We start from the raw sequence: 15,546 nt of genomic DNA on the forward strand, positions 1-15,546 counted from the left end.
GAGAGAGTTTTCTTCTACAAGCAACCAGTCTAGGTAAAGATATTTTCTCTGATTTCTGATATAATAGAAACATTGACTTCAAGAGTAAGGAAGAGAAAATGAACGCATTATTGAATGGAATGAATGACCGTCAAGCTGAGGCGGTGCAAACGACCGAAGGTCCCTTATTGATTATGGCGGGGGCTGGTTCTGGGAAGACTCGTGTTTTAACTCACAGAATCGCCTACTTGATTGATGAAAAAATGGTTAATCCTTGGAATATCTTGGCCATTACCTTTACCAATAAGGCTGCGCGTGAGATGAAGGAGCGTGCTTATGGGCTCAATCCAGCAACTCAGGACTGTCTGATTGCGACCTTTCACTCCATGTGTGTTCGTATTTTGCGTCGTGATGCAGATCACATTGGCTACAATCGTAATTTTACTATTGTAGATCCTGGTGAACAACGTACCCTTATGAAGCGCATTCTCAAGCAGTTAAACTTGGATCCTAAAAAATGGAATGAACGAACCATTTTGGGAACCATTTCCAATGCCAAGAATGATTTGATAGATGATGTGGCTTATGCTGCTCAAGCTGGTGATATGTACACGCAAATTGTGGCCCAGTGTTACACAGCCTATCAAAAAGAACTTCGTCAGTCAGAATCGGTTGACTTTGATGATTTGATTATGTTGACCCTGCGCCTCTTTGATCAGAATCCTGACGTCTTGACTTACTATCAGCAGAAGTTCCAGTACATTCACGTTGATGAGTACCAAGATACCAACCATGCCCAGTACCAACTGGTCAAACTCTTAGCTTCACGCTTTAAAAACATCTGCGTGGTTGGGGATGCGGACCAGTCCATCTACGGTTGGCGTGGGGCTGATATGCAGAATATCTTGGATTTCGAGAAAGACTATCCCCAAGCCAAGGTTGTTTTGTTGGAAGAAAATTACCGTTCAACTAAGACCATTCTTCAAGCGGCCAATGATGTCATTCAAAACAATAAGAATCGTCGTCCTAAGAATCTCTGGACCCAGAATGCTGATGGGGAACAGATTATTTACTATCGTGCAAATGACGAACAAGACGAGGCTGTTTTTGTAGCAAAAACCATCGATGAACTCGGTCGCAGCCAAAACTTCCTTCACAAGGATTTTGCAGTTCTTTATCGGACTAATGCGCAATCCCGTACTATTGAGGAAGCCCTGCTCAAGTCCAATATTCCTTATACCATGGTTGGAGGGACCAAGTTCTACAGCCGTAAGGAAATCCGTGACATTATCGCCTACCTCAACCTCATTGCTAATCTGAGTGACAATATCAGTTTTGAGCGCATTATCAACGAGCCAAAACGTGGAATTGGACCAGGAACCGTTGAGAAAATCCGTGACTTTGCTAACCTGCAAGACATGTCTATGCTAGATGCTTCAGCAAATATTATGTTGTCTGGTATCAAGGGGAAGGTAGCCCAATCTATCTGGGATTTTGCCAATATGATTCTTGATTTGCGGGAGCAACTGGACCAATTAACGATTACTGAGTTGGTTGAGGCGGTTCTAGAAAAAACAGGTTATGTCGATATTCTTAATGCTCAGGCAACCTTGGAAAGCAAGGCTCGGATTGAAAATATTGAAGAGTTCCTATCTGTTACCAAGAACTTTGATGACAATCCTGATGGTCAAGAAGAGGAAACAGGTTTGGACAAACTAAGTCGTTTCTTGAATGACTTGGCTTTGATTGCAGACACAGATTCGGGCAGTCAGGAGACATCTGAGGTGACCTTAATGACCCTGCATGCAGCTAAGGGACTCGAGTTTCCAGTTGTCTTTATCATCGGGATGGAGGAAAATGTCTTTCCGCTTAGCCGTGCAGCTGAGGATCCAGATGAGCTAGAAGAAGAACGACGTCTGGCCTATGTGGGTATTACGCGTGCGGAGAAAATCCTCTATCTGACCAATGCAAACTCACGCTTGCTTTTTGGGCGTACCAACTACAACCGTCCGACTCGTTTCATTAACGAAATTAGTTCAGACTTGCTTGAATATCAAGGCTTGGCTCGTCCGGCAAATACAAGTTTTAAGGCTTCTTATAGCAGTGGTGGGGTAGCTTTCGGTCAAGGTATGAGCCTAGCTCAGGCCCTTCAAGAACGGAAACGCAATGCCGCACCAAGCTCTATCCAGTCAAGCGGTCTCCCATTTGGACAGTTTGTAGCCGGAAATAAAAAAGATTCAAGCGATACAAATTGGTCTATTGGAGATATTGCACTTCACAAAAAGTGGGGTGAGGGAACAGTCCTCGAAGTCTCGGGTAGTGGCGCTACTCAGGAACTAAAAATCAATTTCCCAGAAGTGGGGCTGAAAAAACTTCTAGCCAGAGTAGCTCCAATTGAGAAAAAAATCTAATTTTCCATCCTTCTCACGAATAATAAAGTGAGGAGGATTTTTATGTACAGTATTTCATTCCAAGAAGATTCACTCTTGCCTAGAGAAAGACTAGTTAAAGAAGGAGTAGAGGCTCTGAGCAATCAAGAGTTGTTAGCTATTTTGCTCAGAACCGGAACACGTCAAGCTAATGTATTTGAAATTGCTCAGAAAGTCTTGAACAGTTTGACCAGTCTAACTGATTTAAAGAAAATGACCCTGCAGGAATTGCAGAGTCTGTCAGGTATTGGACGGATTAAAGCCATTGAACTACAAGCTGTGATTGAACTGGGGCATCGTATTCATAAACACGAAACCCTTGAGATGGAAAGTATTCTCAGCAGTCAAAAGCTAGCCAAGAAAATGCAACAGGAACTTGGCGATAAAAAACAAGAGCACCTAGTGGCGCTCTATCTCAATACTCAAAATCAAATCATTCATCAGCAGACCATTTTTATCGGATCCGCGACACGCAGCATTGCTGAACCGAGGGAAATCCTTCACTATGCCATCAAGCATATGGCGACTTCTGTTATTTTAGTCCACAATCATCCATCTGGTGCTGTATCTCCTAGTCGAAATGACGACCATGTCACTAAGCTAGTAAAGGAAGCTTGCGAACTGATGGGGATCGTTCTCTTGGACCATCTGATTGTCTCTCATTCTGATTACTTTAGTTACCGTGAAAAGACAGATCTGATTTAAAGTTCGTTTACAACATAGTCAAATAGTGTTTTATCCTTGGGACGATTTTCAAATAGAAATTCAGGATGCCACTGGACACCAAGATAAGGAAAATCATCTGTAGTTGTGACTGCCTCGATAATCTTATCCTTGGGATCATAAGCCACAACCTTAAGATTAGGAGCTAGATCTTTAATACTCTGGTGGTGGAAGGAGTTGATATGAGAGATTTCTCCATAGATCTCTCGGAGAATTGTATCAGGCTCAGTCACGAGGCGTTGGGTTGTGTATTCGGCTGAACAGTCCTGCCAATGATCCTCAATATCTTGGTGAAGTGTGCCTCCCATAGCGACGTTGAAGAGCTGGGTACCCCGACAAACAGAGAAAATTGGTTTCTTTTGCTTAATCGCTTCTTTGATAAGTGCTAGTTCAAAAATATCCCTTTGAAGATGGTAGTCATCACTGTCAATTGTTTTAGGCTGGCCATAGTATTTTGGATCAACATTTTGCCCACCCGTAAGGATGAGTTTGTCAATCATAGCGACGTAATGGCTTGCCATTTCTTGATCACCAATCGGTAGGATGATGGGAATTCCGCCAGCGTCCTTGACTCCTTCAACAAAACCTTTTGCCGCATAGCTCATCATGACATCATCATCTGGATGAGCTTTTTCATTTCCTGTAATCCCAATAACTGGTTTTTTCATAAATGCTTTCGCTTTCTAATCCTCTTTACGCATAAAATAGAGGAGAGTTTGGAGTTCGCTTGTCAAATCAACGTACTGAACGACCACATCTTTTGGAAGGTGAAGGTGGACGGGCGAAAAACTGAGAATACCTTTTATACCTGCATCGACCAAAAGATTGGCAACTTCTTGTGATTTAACACTTGGAACAGTTAGGATAGCAGTTTTGACATCTGCTTCTTTGATCTTTTCTTTAATCTGGGAGATGCCATAGATTGGAATCCCGTCAGGTGTCTGGGTGCCAACTTCTGGATGGTCATCTAGGTCAAAGGCCATGATAATCTTCATCTTGTTGCGCTCATGGAAGCGGTAGTGGAGAAGGGCATGGCCCATATTTCCAATCCCAACCAGCATAACATTTGTAATTGAGTTATCATTTAGGAGATCAGCAAAAAAATTCATCAATTTTTTGACATCATAACCAAATCCACGACGACCTAGTTCACCAAAATAGGAAAAATCTCGACGAACGGTCGCAGAATCGATACCGATAGCCTCTGCAATTTGTTTGGAGTTGGCACGTTCAATTTTTTCTGCATGAAATCTCTTGAAAATTCGATAGTAAAGAGAGAGTCTTTTTGCTGTTGCTTTTGGAATAGCAGACTGTTTATCTTTCACAAAATCACAACCTTTCTATTCTTCTATTTTATAGAAACCTTGTGAAAAAATCAACAAAAACAAGAAAAAACTAAGAGAATTCTTAGTTTTAATCTGAAAAATTAGTTTGTGATAGAAAACGGTAGAGATCGCCAACTAATCCTTGATAAATCACCTTATCATTCAGTGTTAAGGAGCTGATTAGGAGAGTGTCGGGCAGGGTAACACAGCCTGATAGTGATAGCATAAGCTCTTCGTAATCGGCAAATTCAAGTGTACGTTCTACTTGATAGCTATCTTTATAAGTCAAATGAAACATAGCCAATCATCTCTCTTCTTTTGTGAAGATTCCGCGTTCTACAAGACTGTCCATGAGGAAGTAGAATTTCTCTTGGTGGATATGGTGTTCTTCAGATTTAAAGATATTCACCAAACGAAGACCAGATTTGTCAGTGATGTTAAGCTTGGCTCCAGTAAGTTCCTTGTTAATGATAATTTTTAGTTGGAAACCTTCACCGCTGTTGGGAACTTTTTCAAGTAGACGAGTCAGTTCGTAGTTTCCGACTTTTGTTTCAAAGAAAGTATTGTCTTTTAGTGTAAACTTTCTTACAGATGGACTAAGTGTATAGTCGTAGCGGCAGTTTTGTAGTTTAATGGTTTTTTCGAATGCCATTAGATTAATCTCCAATAATATTTTTTAAGGTTTGTGCCAGTTGTTTCAGTTCCTTCTCAGTATTAAGAGGAGAAAGACTGATACGGACAGATTCTTTCAATCGATGTGAATCAGACCCATAAAAAGCTTCTAGGACATGGCTCGTTTGCACAATACCAGCAGTACAAGCAGAACCAGTTGAGATTGAAATTCCTTCAAGGTCTAACCGGAGCAAGAGCAAATCATTTTTTTGACCAGGAAAGCCAATGTTGAAAACATAAGGAAGCTGGTGTTGGCTTTCATTGAGATAGTAGTTGAGACCTGCAATTTCTTCTAGAAAAGCAGATTTGAGTGCACTTAGTTTTTGGTAATGGTCAGCCTGATAATCCAAGTCTTCTTTGAGAGCAGCAACCATGCCTACAATAGCAGCAAGGTTTTCTGTTCCAGCCCGTTTCTTTTGTTCTTGGTCCCCACCGTGAAGATAGGAATCAAAGTCCATAGACGAAGCGTAAAGAAAACCGATTCCTTTTGGTCCATGGAATTTATGAGCAGAAGCGCTAAGGAAATCAATTCCTAATTCTTCTGGATGGATAGGGATTTTCCCGATAGCTTGAACAGCATCAACATGATAAGCAGCAGGATGCTCTTTTAAAATACGTCCAATCTCAGCGATAGGTAAGAGGCTACCTGTTTCATTATTAGCATACATGGTGGAAACGAGAATGGTATCGTCACGTAAGGCTTCTTGAATTTGCTGGGCAGTAATTTCTTGATTTACTGGTTGGATGATAGTCGCTTCAAAACCAAAATGTTGCACCAGATAATCAATAGTCTCAAGCACAGAATGGTGTTCAATAGCTGTCGTGATGATATGTTTTCCACGATTTGGATGACGGAGACAATAGCCGATGATGGCTGTATTGTTACTTTCTGTACCACCAGACGTGAAAAAAATATGTTGAGGTTTCGTTCCAAGTAAGTGGGCCAAGTCCTGACGAGCTTCACGGAGCAGTTTACCGGCATGACGTCCATGGCTATGAATACTTGAAGGATTGCCATGGGTTTCCTGCATGACCTTGGTCATTTCTGCGATAGCTACTGCTGACATTGGAGTAGTGGCAGCATTGTCCAAATAAATCAAAGAATCACCTTATTCCTTTTTATTATATGCAAAGAGTGGGCTAACTGGTTTTCTTTCGTGGATACGGACGATGGCATCACCAATCAATTCGCTAGCAGTAATGTAGCACACATTTTTCGGAGTTCTTTCTTTTGTGGCTACTGAGTCTGTCACAAGGATTTCTTTTATGTTAGTAGCATCAAGAAGGTCAGCAGCACCTTCTACAAAGAGACCATGACTGGATACCGCATAGATTTCAGTTGCACCTTCACGTTCAACGATTTTGGCTGCTTCTGAGAAAGTACGCCCAGTATTTAGGATATCATCAATCAAGATGGCCTTCTTGCCTTCGACATCACCGATGATGTAACCTTGGCTACGCTCTGAATCGTCTTGAGCATAGTCGATGATTGCGATTGGTGCATCTAAATATTCAGCTAAACTGCGGGCACGTTTGACGCCAGAATTCTTTGGACTAACAACAACGACATCTGATCCCAGCAACCCTTTATCGCTGTAGTGTTTAGCAAAGAGAGGAATTGTATAGAGGTTATCTACTGGAATGTCAAAGAAACCTTGAACCTGAACAGCGTGCAAATCAAGAGTTAGAACACGACTTACACCAGCCTTGACAAGCATATTGGCAACCAGTTTTGCAGTGAGGGGTTCGCGAGAAGAAGCGATACGATCCTGACGAGCATAACCAAAGTAAGGAAGGACAACGTTGATACTATGAGCACTTGCACGTACACAAGCATCAACCATGATTAACAACTCCATCAAGTGGTTGCTAACGGGGTAGCTGGTTGATTGGATGATGTAGACATCGTAACCACGGACACTCTCTTCAATGTTGACCTGGATTTCACCATCAGAAAATTGGCGAGAAGATAATTTTCCGAGAGGTACCCCAACCGTTTCTGCGATTTTTTGTGCAATTTCATGATTGGAATTAAGTGCAAAAAGTTTCATGTTGTTTCTATCTGACATTATAGACCGTCCTCTGTAAACTCTAAATATTTTATCTCCATTATTTTACCAGAAAATGGAGATTATTTCAGTAATTTTTCATGCTTTTAATAAAACGAATTAATTTTGAAGGAGCCTTTTGATAAGTGATACTATTTTCTGAAAGAAATTGCTGAAAATCTCGTTTTCCTTTCTCGTGATCAGTGACCTCTAGCTCCAGTTCGTAGTCTGTATGATCAAAGTAGTGACTTTCATCTAGTGCCATTAGACCAATCGACGTTTCCATTTCGTAACGAATAGTTGCAAGACAACCCAGAACAAACCAGTCTTGGCTTTCAATACCAATCTTAGCAAGTTCCTCTAGAACGAGTCCTTGAGGAAGTATTTGTTTTTCTAGGTAAGATTCAGCCTCTGGAAGATTCAGTTTCTGATTGTATTCCATATTTCCTACAATTTGTGGCACCTTCAAGGTCAACTCCGCCCAATCTGAAAAGGTGCGAATGCGCATGGCAACCTTTTTTTCACGCAATTGAAAATCAGGTGTATCAATGTAGTAGTTTTTCTGAAGGACGGGTTGGATATGGGAAAACTGTTCTTTTAAATGATCGTAATCCTCTTTTTTCAGTAGTGTTTTCAGTTCAATTTCTAAATGTTTCATTTTTCTAACCTTTTTTTTATCTTTGAAAGCGATTTATGGTATAATGGACAATGTATTTATTGTATATGATTGTAGTGAAAAAATCAAAAATTTTCAACAACACAATCACATACCAAAAGGGAGAAAATATGACCATAGAATGGGAAGAATTTTTAGATCCTTACATTCAAGCTGTTGGTGAATTGAAGATTAAACTTCGTGGGATTCGCAAACAATATCGTAAACAAAACAAGCATTCTCCGATTGAGTTTGTAACGGGCCGTGTAAAACCGATTGAAAGTATTAAGGAAAAAATGAATCGCAGAGGGATTGGCTACGATACTTTGGAACATGACTTGCAGGATATTGCGGGCTTACGTGTCATGGTGCAGTTCGTCGATGATGTTCAGGAAGTTGTTGCGATTTTACGCAAACGCCATGATATGAGAGTCGTTCAGGAACGAGATTACATCACTCATCGTAAGGCTTCGGGTTATCGCTCCTATCATGTGGTGGTAGAGTATACAGTTGACACCATCAGTGGTGTTAAGACGATTCTGGCTGAAATTCAAATCCGGACTTTAGCCATGAATTTTTGGGCTACGATTGAGCATTCGCTCAATTATAAGTATCAGGGGGATTTCCCAGAGGAAATCAAAAAAAGGCTGGAAATTACTGCCAAAATTGCTCATCAACTAGATGAGGAAATGGGGAAAATTCGTGATGATATTCAGGAAGCACAGGCTCTCTTTGATCCTTTGAGTAGAAAACTAAACGACGGTGTAGGAAATAGTGACGATACAGATGAAGAATACAGGTAAACGAATTGATCTGATTGCAAATAGAAAACCGCAGAGTCAAAAGGTTTTGTATGAGCTGAAAAATCAGTTGAAAAAACATCATTTTATACTCAACGACACCAATCCTGACATCGTCATATCAATTGGTGGGGATGGGATGCTTTTGTCTGCCTTTCACAAGTACGAGAATCAGTTAGATAAAGTTCGATTTATTGGCGTACATACAGGACACTTGGGATTTTACACGGATTACCGCGACTTTGAGCTGGACCAGTTGGTTACCAATCTCCAACTAGATACTGGTGCCAAGGTTTCCTATCCTGTTTTGAATGTCAAGGTGACACTTGAAAACGGAGAAGTTAAGACCTTCCGTGCATTAAACGAGGCCAGCATCCGTCGATCGGATCGCACCATGGTTGCGGATATCATCATTAACCATGTTCCATTTGAACGCTTTCGAGGAGATGGAGTAACTGTTTCAACGCCGACTGGAAGCACTGCCTATAACAAGTCCTTGGGGGGAGCTGTCTTGCATCCTACTATTGAGGCTTTGCAACTGACTGAAATTGCGAGTCTCAACAACCGAGTTTATCGAACCCTAGGTTCTTCAATCATCGTTCCGAAGAAAGATAAAATTGAGCTTTTACCGACTCGTAATGACTACCACACGCTATCGGTTGACAATAGTATCTATTCTTTCCGAAATATAGAACGGATTGAGTATCAAATCGACCATCACAAGATTCACTTCGTAGCGACACCAAGTCATACTAGTTTCTGGAGTCGCGTCAAAGATGCCTTCATCGGCGAGGTGGACGAATGAGGTTTGAATTTATCGCAGATGAACATGTCAAAATCAAAACCTTTCTTAAGAAACACGAGGTTTCTAAAGGACTTTTGGCTAAGATAAAGTTTCGAGGCGGGGCTACTTTGGTCAACGACCAACCTCAAAATGCAACTTATCTCTTAGATGTTGGAGACAGGGTTACCATTGATATTCCAGCAGAGGAAGGGTTTGAGAGCCTTGAAGCTATTGATCGACCACTAGATATCTTGTATGAGGATGACCATTTTCTGGTTTTGAATAAGCCTTATGGAGTAGCCTCTATTCCTAGTGTTAATCATTCTAATACCATTGCCAATTTTATCAAGGGTTACTATGTCAAGCGGGAATATGAAAACCAGCAGGTTCACATCGTGACCAGGCTTGATAGAGATACATCTGGTTTGATGCTCTTTGCCAAGCACGGCTATGCTCATGCACGTTTAGACAAGCAACTGCAACGAAAGTCTATCGAAAAAAGGTATTTTGCACTGGTTAAAGGAGCTGGTGTTTTGGATCCTGAAGGGGAAATTATTGCCCCGATTGCGCGTGATGTGGACTCCATTATCACGAGACGAGTCGCAAAAGGTGGGAAATACGCTCATACATCTTATAAAGTTGTAGCGTCTTATGGAAATATTCACCTAGTCGATATTCGCCTGCATACTGGTCGAACTCATCAGATCCGAGTGCATTTTTCTCATATTGGCTTCCCCTTGTTGGGAGATGATCTCTATGGTGGTAGCCTAGAAGATGGCATTCAACGCCAGGCCCTGCATTGCCATTCCTTATCATTTTATCATCCCTTCTTAGGGCGTCAGCTGGAGCTGGAGAGCCCTTTGCCAGATGATTTTAACAATCTTATTATTCAGTTATCAACTAATACTCTTTAAAATCTATTTTGAGTATAATTAATTATCTTAAAGGAGAAACTCATGGAAGTTTTTGAAAGTCTCAAAGCCAGTTTAGTTGGCAAAAATGCTCGTATTGTTCTACCTGAAGGGGAAGAGCCTCGTATCCTTCAAGCGACAAAACGTTTGGTAAAAGAAACAGAAGTTGTTCCTGTTTTACTTGGAAATCCTGCAAAAATTAAAATTTATCTTGAAATCGAAGGGATCATGGATGGTTATGAAGTGATTGATCCCCAACACTATCCTCAATTTGAAGATATGGTGGTTGCACTTGTAGAACGTCGTAAAGGAAAAATGTCAGAAGAAGAAGCGCGCCAGGTCTTGCTAAAAGATGTTAACTACTTTGGTGTTATGCTTGTCTATATGGGCTTGGTAGATGGAATGGTATCGGGTGCCACTCATTCAACCGCTGCAACTGTTCGTCCAGCTCTTCAGATTATTAAAACACGACCAAATGTTACACGGACATCAGGTGCCTTTCTTATGGTACGTGGTACAGAACGTTACTTGTTTGGTGACTGTGCCCTCAACATCAATCCAGATGCGGAAGCTTTGGCTGAAATTGCTATCAACTCAGCGATTACTGCAAAAATGTTTGGAATTGAACCCAAAATCGCTATGTTGAGTTATTCTACAAAAGGCTCTGGTTTTGGTGATAGTGTTGATAAGGTGGTTGAAGCAACTAAACTGGCACATGACTTACGTCCTGACCTTGAGATTGATGGAGAATTGCAATTTGACGCAGCCTTTGTCCCAGAAACAGCAGCCCTAAAAGCTCCAGGAAGCAATGTGGCAGGTCAAGCAAATGTCTTCATTTTCCCAGGTATCGAAGCAGGTAATATTGGTTATAAGATAGCTGAACGTCTAGGTGGTTTTGCGGCTGTCGGTCCCGTTTTACAAGGATTGAATAAACCAGTCAACGATCTATCACGTGGATGTAACCCAGATGATGTTTACAAATTGACTCTCATCACAGCAGCTCAGGCGATCAATCAATAAAGAAATGGAGTCTCTTCCTCTCGTAGAAGAGGCTTTTTTAGCGCTAAGAAAAGGACAGTTAGGAGCTTCTATGTTATACTAGATATATGTTAGATTTGAAAGAATACGGTGTTGATATGTGGCCAGAGGAGAAGATTTCCTCTTTCCGCGAGAAACTCCTCAACTGGTACGATGAAAACAAACGGGATTTGCCATGGCGTAGAAGTAAAAATCCTTATCATATCTGGGTTTCTGAAATTATGCTCCAACAGACTAGAGTAGACACAGTTATTCCCTACTATGAACGATTTTTGGACTGGTTTCCAACTGTGGAAAGTTTGGCTAATGCGCCTGAAGAACGTTTGTTGAAAGCATGGGAGGGGTTGGGTTATTATTCTCGAGTGCGCAATATGCAGGCTGCGGCCCAGCAGATTATGGCTAACTTTGGTGGTCAATTTCCAAACACCTATGAAGGAATTTCCAGTCTGAAAGGGATTGGTCCTTATACTGCGGGAGCAATTTCCAGTATCGCTTTTAATTTACCCGAGCCCGCAGTTGATGGCAATGTCATGCGAGTTTTGTCTCGCTTGTTTGAGGTCAATCATGATATCGGAGTTCCTAGCAATCGAAAGATCTTCCAAGCTATGATGGAAATCTTGATTGATCCAGAACGGCCGGGTGACTTTAACCAAGCTTTGATGGATTTGGGTTCTGACATAGAGGCGCCAGTTAATCCTAGACCAGAAGAAAGCCCTGTTAAGGACTTTAGTGCAGCCTATCAGAATGGGACCATGGATATTTATCCGATTAAAGAACCCAAGAAAAAACCTCTTCCAATCTATCTCAAGGCTTTGGTTGTGCGCAATGCTCAAGGTCAATATCTACTTGAGAAAAACGAAAGTGAGAAACTGCTAGCTGGTTTTTGGCATTTCCCCTTGATAGAAGTAGAGGAGTTTTCACAGGAAGAGGAACAACTGAATCTATTTGCTCAGGTCGCTGAAAAAAGCGTTACTTTCGGTCCAACACCCCAAGAAAGTTTTGAGCAAGATTATGATTTAGAAGTGAATTGGTCCCAGCAAGTATTTGACCAGGTCAAGCATGTATTTAGTCATCGGAAATGGCATATTCAAATCCTCGCTGGTCAAGTGACGGAAACAAAACAGTTTTCGGACAGAGAAATTCGCTGGGTTTCTCCTCAGGAGTTTTCTGATTATCCACTTGCGAAACCTCAACAAAAAATTTGGCAGGCTTATAAAACAGCTCTTGAAGATGAAGGCTTACAGTAGCCATTTGTGCCTTCTTTGCATTTTTTTGTTATAATAGATAGAGAAAAGGTGATAAAATGAAAAAAATATTAATTGTAGATGATGAGAAACCAATCTCAGATATTATTAAGTTTAATATGGCCAAGGAAGGTTATGAAGTCGTTACAGCTTTCAATGGTCGTGAGGCAATCGAGCTATTTGAAGCAGAGCAACCAGATATTATTATCCTCGACTTGATGCTACCTGAAATTGATGGTTTAGAAGTTGCTAAAGCTATTCGTAAGACTAGTAGCGTGCCGATTATCATGCTATCAGCTAAGGATAGCGAGTTTGACAAGGTTATTGGTTTAGAGTTAGGTGCAGATGATTATGTTACAAAGCCTTTCTCAAACCGTGAGTTGCAGGCGCGTGTCAAGGCTTTACTCCGTCGTACAGATCTCGCTTCAGTGGATAGTCAAGAAACTGATGAAAAGAAATCCCAACCCCTACAGATTGGCGATTTGGAAATTCTGCCGGACGCTTACGTAGCCAAAAAATATGGTGAGGAACTGGAATTGACCCACCGCGAGTTTGAGCTCTTGTACCACTTGGCTTCCCATATTGGACAAGTCATTACTCGTGAACACTTGCTTGAGACTGTCTGGGGCTATGATTATTTTGGTGATGTTCGTACAGTGGATGTGACTATCCGACGTTTACGTGAAAAAATTGAAGACACTCCAAGCCGTCCAGAATACATCCTAACACGTCGTGGTGTGGGTTACTATATGAGAAATAATGATTGAAGATATTAGACAAACGATTCTGACCAGTGATTTTATCTTTATTTTGATTTTGCTGGGCTTTATCTTGGTGGTCACCTTGCTATTGCTAGAAAATCGCCGTGATAATATTCGTCTAAAGCAGATTAATCAAAAGGTCAAGGATTTGATTGCAGGGGATTATTCTCGAGTTTTGGATATGCAGGGAAGTTCTGAAATTACCAACATCACCAATAATCTCAATGATTTGTCTGAGGTCATTCGTTTAACGCAGGAGAATTTGGAGCAAGAAACAAAAAGGCTTAACAGTATTCTTTCTTATATGACAGATGGAGTTCTTGCGACCAATCGCCGTGGTCAGATTACTATGATTAACGATATGGCTAAGAAACAGCTGGGTATCATAAAAGAAGAAGCATTGAACAAAAGCATTCTAGAATTGCTTAAGATAGAGGAAGAGTATGAACTGCGTGACCTCATTACACAGATTCCCGAATTGATGATTGATTCCCAAAATGCTAATGGAGAATATCTTAGCCTTCGTGTGCGTTTTGCACTCATTCGTCGTGAGTCTGGATTCATCTCTGGTTTGGTTGCCGTTTTGCACGATACGACTGAACAGGAGAAGGAAGAGCGTGAACGGAGACTCTTCGTGTCCAATGTTAGCCATGAGTTGAGGACTCCTTTGACCAGTGTTAAATCTTATCTTGAAGCCTTAGACGAGGGAGCCTTGTATGATCCTGTTGCTCCTGATTTTATTAAGGTTTCGCTTGATGAAACCAACCGTATGATGCGGATGGTGACAGATCTCTTGCATCTCTCTCGTATTGATAATGCGACCACTCAGTTGGATGTGGAATTGATTAATTTTACAGCCTTCATCACCTTTATCCTCAACCGCTTTGATAAGATGAGAAGCCAGGATGAAGAGAAAAAATATGAGCTGGTTAGAGATTATCCTATCAATTCTGTTTGGATCGAGATCGATACTGATAAGATGACCCAGGTGATTGATAATATTCTCAACAATGCCATCAAGTACTCACCAGATGGTGGGAAAATTACTGTCAGCATGAAAACCACTGATGATCAGATGATTTTATCCATCAAAGACCAAGGTCTAGGTATTCCAAAGCAAGATTTGCCGAAGATTTTTGACCGCTTCTACCGTGTGGATCGCGCAAGAAGTCGTGCTCAAGGTGGAACTGGTCTAGGTCTAGCCATCGCAAAGGAAATCATCAAACAACACAATGGCTTTATTTGGGCCAAAAGTGAATACGGTAAGGGGTCAACCTTTACCATCGTGCTCCCTTATGATAAGGATGCCGTAAAAGAAGAAGACTGGGAGGATGAAGTAGAAGACTAGAATGAGTGAAATAGGCTTTAAATACAGTATTTTAGCATCAGGTTCCAGTGGAAATTCCTTTTATCTGGAAACGCCAAAAAAGAAAATTTTAGTGGATGCAGGCTTGTCTGGTAAGAAAATTACCAGCCTCTTGAGCGAAATTAATCGCAAGCCTGAAGATTTGGATGCGATTTTGATTACGCATGAGCATTCAGACCATATTCATGGAGTCGGTGTCTTGGCTCGCAAATATGGTATGGATCTTTACGCCAATGAAAAGACTTGGCAAGCTATGGAAAATAGCAAGTACCTCGGTAAGGTTGATTCATCCCAGAAGCACATTTTTGAGATGGGCAAAACCAAAACCTTTGGTGATATCGACATTGAAAGTTTTGGTGTTAGCCATGATGCAGTCGCACCGCAGTTCTATCGCTTTATGAAAGACGACAAGAGCTTTGTCATGCTGACCGATACAGGTTATGTTAGTGACCGTATGGCAGGAATTGTCGAGAATGCTGACGGTTACCTCATCGAGTCCAACCACGATGTGGAGATCCTGCGAGCAGGTTCTTATGCTTGGCGACTCAAACAGCGAATCCTATCTGATCTTGGTCACCTCTCTAACGAAGACGGTGCTGAGGCCATGATTCGTGCAATGGGAAATCGGACTAAGAAAATCTACCTTGGACATTTGTCTAAGGAGAACAATATCAAAGAACTGGCTCATATGACCATGGTCAATCAGCTAGCCCAAGCTGATTTGGGTGTAGGAGTAGACTTTAAGGTTTACGACACTTCCCCAGACACCGCAACTCCACTGACAGATATATAAAAAAGAAGGCAAGTGCCT

17 protein-coding genes are annotated in these 15,546 nt (G+C 41.4%); 10 read left to right on the plus strand and 7 right to left on the minus strand.

Translation table 11 applies throughout. The features are described from left to right. Nucleotides 1–98 precede the first annotated feature (98 nt). Together pcrA and radC are read left to right on the plus strand one after the other, a co-directional pair. Nucleotides 99–2,390 carry a DNA helicase PcrA gene (pcrA, locus tag D8852_RS04240; RefSeq protein ID WP_125425430.1) on the plus strand — a complete coding sequence of 764 codons (2,292 nt, stop codon included), beginning with the start codon at nt 99–101 and terminating at the stop codon, nt 2,388–2,390. A gap of 42 nt (nt 2,391–2,432) precedes the next feature. Further along, complete coding sequence (gene radC, locus D8852_RS04245) at nt 2,433–3,113, plus strand: RadC family protein (protein ID WP_125425432.1); 681 nt, start codon at nt 2,433–2,435, stop codon at nt 3,111–3,113. On the opposite strand, the gene D8852_RS04250 is transcribed toward radC, so the two are convergent. The 7 genes from D8852_RS04250 to D8852_RS04280 form a co-directional block, all read right to left on the minus strand. Then, complete coding sequence (locus D8852_RS04250) at nt 3,110–3,799, minus strand: gamma-glutamyl-gamma-aminobutyrate hydrolase family protein (RefSeq protein WP_125425434.1); 690 nt, start codon at nt 3,797–3,799, stop codon at nt 3,110–3,112. The two genes, radC and D8852_RS04250, sit on opposite strands and share 4 nt — an antisense overlap. A 15-nt stretch (nt 3,800–3,814) precedes the next feature. Continuing rightward, the gene (locus tag D8852_RS04255) at nt 3,815–4,456 is read right to left on the minus strand and encodes a redox-sensing transcriptional repressor Rex (RefSeq protein ID WP_061417470.1); all 642 of its coding nucleotides are present in this window, start codon (nt 4,454–4,456) and stop codon (nt 3,815–3,817) included. Between the two features lie 88 nt (nt 4,457–4,544). Further along, the gene (locus D8852_RS04260; protein WP_125425490.1) at nt 4,545–4,754 is read right to left on the minus strand and encodes a DUF4649 family protein; all 210 of its coding nucleotides are present in this window, start codon (nt 4,752–4,754) and stop codon (nt 4,545–4,547) included. Between the two features lie 6 nt (nt 4,755–4,760). Next, a complete protein-coding gene (locus D8852_RS04265) occupies nt 4,761–5,108 on the minus strand; it encodes a DUF1831 domain-containing protein (RefSeq protein WP_093585261.1) in 348 nt (115 codons plus the stop codon). Nucleotides 5,109–5,112: 4 nt separating this feature from the next. Next, nucleotides 5,113–6,228 (minus strand): cysteine desulfurase family protein, encoded by a 1,116-nt coding sequence (locus D8852_RS04270; protein WP_125425436.1) that lies wholly within the window; start codon nt 6,226–6,228, stop codon nt 5,113–5,115. A 9-nt stretch (nt 6,229–6,237) separates the two neighbouring features. After that, a complete protein-coding gene (locus D8852_RS04275; RefSeq protein WP_001283842.1) occupies nt 6,238–7,197 on the minus strand; it encodes a ribose-phosphate diphosphokinase in 960 nt (319 codons plus the stop codon). A 67-nt stretch (nt 7,198–7,264) separates the two neighbouring features. Continuing rightward, nucleotides 7,265–7,834 (minus strand): CYTH domain-containing protein, encoded by a 570-nt coding sequence (locus D8852_RS04280; protein WP_125425438.1) that lies wholly within the window; start codon nt 7,832–7,834, stop codon nt 7,265–7,267. Nucleotides 7,835–7,962: 128 nt separating this feature from the next. Between D8852_RS04280 and D8852_RS04285 the strand changes: the two genes are divergently transcribed. The 8 genes from D8852_RS04285 to D8852_RS04320 all read left to right on the plus strand — a co-directional run bounded on the left by D8852_RS04285 (nt 7,963) and on the right by D8852_RS04320 (nt 15,528). Continuing rightward, nucleotides 7,963–8,634, plus strand: a complete 672-nt coding sequence (locus tag D8852_RS04285) for a GTP pyrophosphokinase (protein WP_061416815.1) — start codon at nt 7,963–7,965, stop codon at nt 8,632–8,634. Continuing rightward, a complete protein-coding gene (locus D8852_RS04290; protein WP_125425440.1) occupies nt 8,618–9,436 on the plus strand; it encodes an NAD kinase in 819 nt (272 codons plus the stop codon). The genes D8852_RS04285 and D8852_RS04290 overlap by 17 nt, the downstream gene beginning before the upstream one ends. Then, on the plus strand, nt 9,433–10,329 hold the full coding sequence (locus tag D8852_RS04295) for an RluA family pseudouridine synthase (RefSeq protein ID WP_125425442.1): 897 nt from the start codon (nt 9,433–9,435) through the stop codon (nt 10,327–10,329). The genes D8852_RS04290 and D8852_RS04295 overlap by 4 nt, the downstream gene beginning before the upstream one ends. A 42-nt stretch (nt 10,330–10,371) precedes the next feature. Further along, on the plus strand, nt 10,372–11,346 hold the full coding sequence (gene pta, locus D8852_RS04300) for a phosphate acetyltransferase (RefSeq protein ID WP_000451594.1): 975 nt from the start codon (nt 10,372–10,374) through the stop codon (nt 11,344–11,346). Between the two features lie 86 nt (nt 11,347–11,432). After that, nucleotides 11,433–12,611, plus strand: a complete 1,179-nt coding sequence (mutY, locus tag D8852_RS04305) for an A/G-specific adenine glycosylase (RefSeq protein WP_125425444.1) — start codon at nt 11,433–11,435, stop codon at nt 12,609–12,611. 56 nt (nt 12,612–12,667) lie between these two features. After that, nucleotides 12,668–13,375: a response regulator YycF gene (yycF, locus tag D8852_RS04310; RefSeq protein WP_125425446.1), complete on the plus strand. Its 708-nt coding sequence runs from the start codon at nt 12,668–12,670 to the stop codon at nt 13,373–13,375. Further along, entirely contained in the window at nt 13,368–14,717 is a 1,350-nt protein-coding gene (vicK, locus tag D8852_RS04315; RefSeq protein WP_125425448.1) for a cell wall metabolism sensor histidine kinase VicK, read from the plus strand. The genes yycF and vicK overlap by 8 nt, the downstream gene beginning before the upstream one ends. Before the next feature lies 1 nt (nt 14,718). Then, nucleotides 14,719–15,528 (plus strand): MBL fold metallo-hydrolase, encoded by an 810-nt coding sequence (locus tag D8852_RS04320; protein WP_125394417.1) that lies wholly within the window; start codon nt 14,719–14,721, stop codon nt 15,526–15,528. The last annotated feature ends 18 nt before the right edge of the window (nt 15,529–15,546 follow it).

Origin of the sequence: Streptococcus mitis (genome assembly GCF_003942695.1) — a bacterium.
Lineage (GTDB): Bacteria > Bacillota > Bacilli > Lactobacillales > Streptococcaceae > Streptococcus > Streptococcus mitis_BD.

Excerpts from the sequence above, each read along its gene's own strand:
- pcrA (WP_125425430.1), top strand. The coding sequence starts at position 99 with ATGAACGCATTATTGAATGGAATGAATGACCGTCAAGCTGAGGCGGTG.
- radC (WP_125425432.1), top strand. The coding sequence starts at position 2,433 with ATGTACAGTATTTCATTCCAAGAAGATTCACTCTTGCCTAGAGAAAGA.
- D8852_RS04250 (WP_125425434.1), bottom strand. The coding sequence starts at position 3,799 with ATGAAAAAACCAGTTATTGGGATTACAGGAAATGAAAAAGCTCATCCA.
- D8852_RS04260 (WP_125425490.1), bottom strand. The coding sequence starts at position 4,754 with ATGTTTCATTTGACTTATAAAGATAGCTATCAAGTAGAACGTACACTT.
- D8852_RS04265 (WP_093585261.1), bottom strand. The coding sequence starts at position 5,108 with ATGGCATTCGAAAAAACCATTAAACTACAAAACTGCCGCTACGACTAT.
- D8852_RS04275 (WP_001283842.1), bottom strand. The coding sequence starts at position 7,197 with ATGTCAGATAGAAACAACATGAAACTTTTTGCACTTAATTCCAATCAT.
- D8852_RS04280 (WP_125425438.1), bottom strand. The coding sequence starts at position 7,834 with ATGAAACATTTAGAAATTGAACTGAAAACACTACTGAAAAAAGAGGAT.
- D8852_RS04285 (WP_061416815.1), top strand. The coding sequence starts at position 7,963 with ATGACCATAGAATGGGAAGAATTTTTAGATCCTTACATTCAAGCTGTT.
- D8852_RS04290 (WP_125425440.1), top strand. The coding sequence starts at position 8,618 with ATGAAGAATACAGGTAAACGAATTGATCTGATTGCAAATAGAAAACCG.
- D8852_RS04295 (WP_125425442.1), top strand. The coding sequence starts at position 9,433 with ATGAGGTTTGAATTTATCGCAGATGAACATGTCAAAATCAAAACCTTT.
- pta (WP_000451594.1), top strand. The coding sequence starts at position 10,372 with ATGGAAGTTTTTGAAAGTCTCAAAGCCAGTTTAGTTGGCAAAAATGCT.
- mutY (WP_125425444.1), top strand. The coding sequence starts at position 11,433 with ATGTTAGATTTGAAAGAATACGGTGTTGATATGTGGCCAGAGGAGAAG.
- yycF (WP_125425446.1), top strand. The coding sequence starts at position 12,668 with ATGAAAAAAATATTAATTGTAGATGATGAGAAACCAATCTCAGATATT.
- vicK (WP_125425448.1), top strand. The coding sequence starts at position 13,368 with ATGATTGAAGATATTAGACAAACGATTCTGACCAGTGATTTTATCTTT.
- D8852_RS04320 (WP_125394417.1), top strand. The coding sequence starts at position 14,719 with ATGAGTGAAATAGGCTTTAAATACAGTATTTTAGCATCAGGTTCCAGT.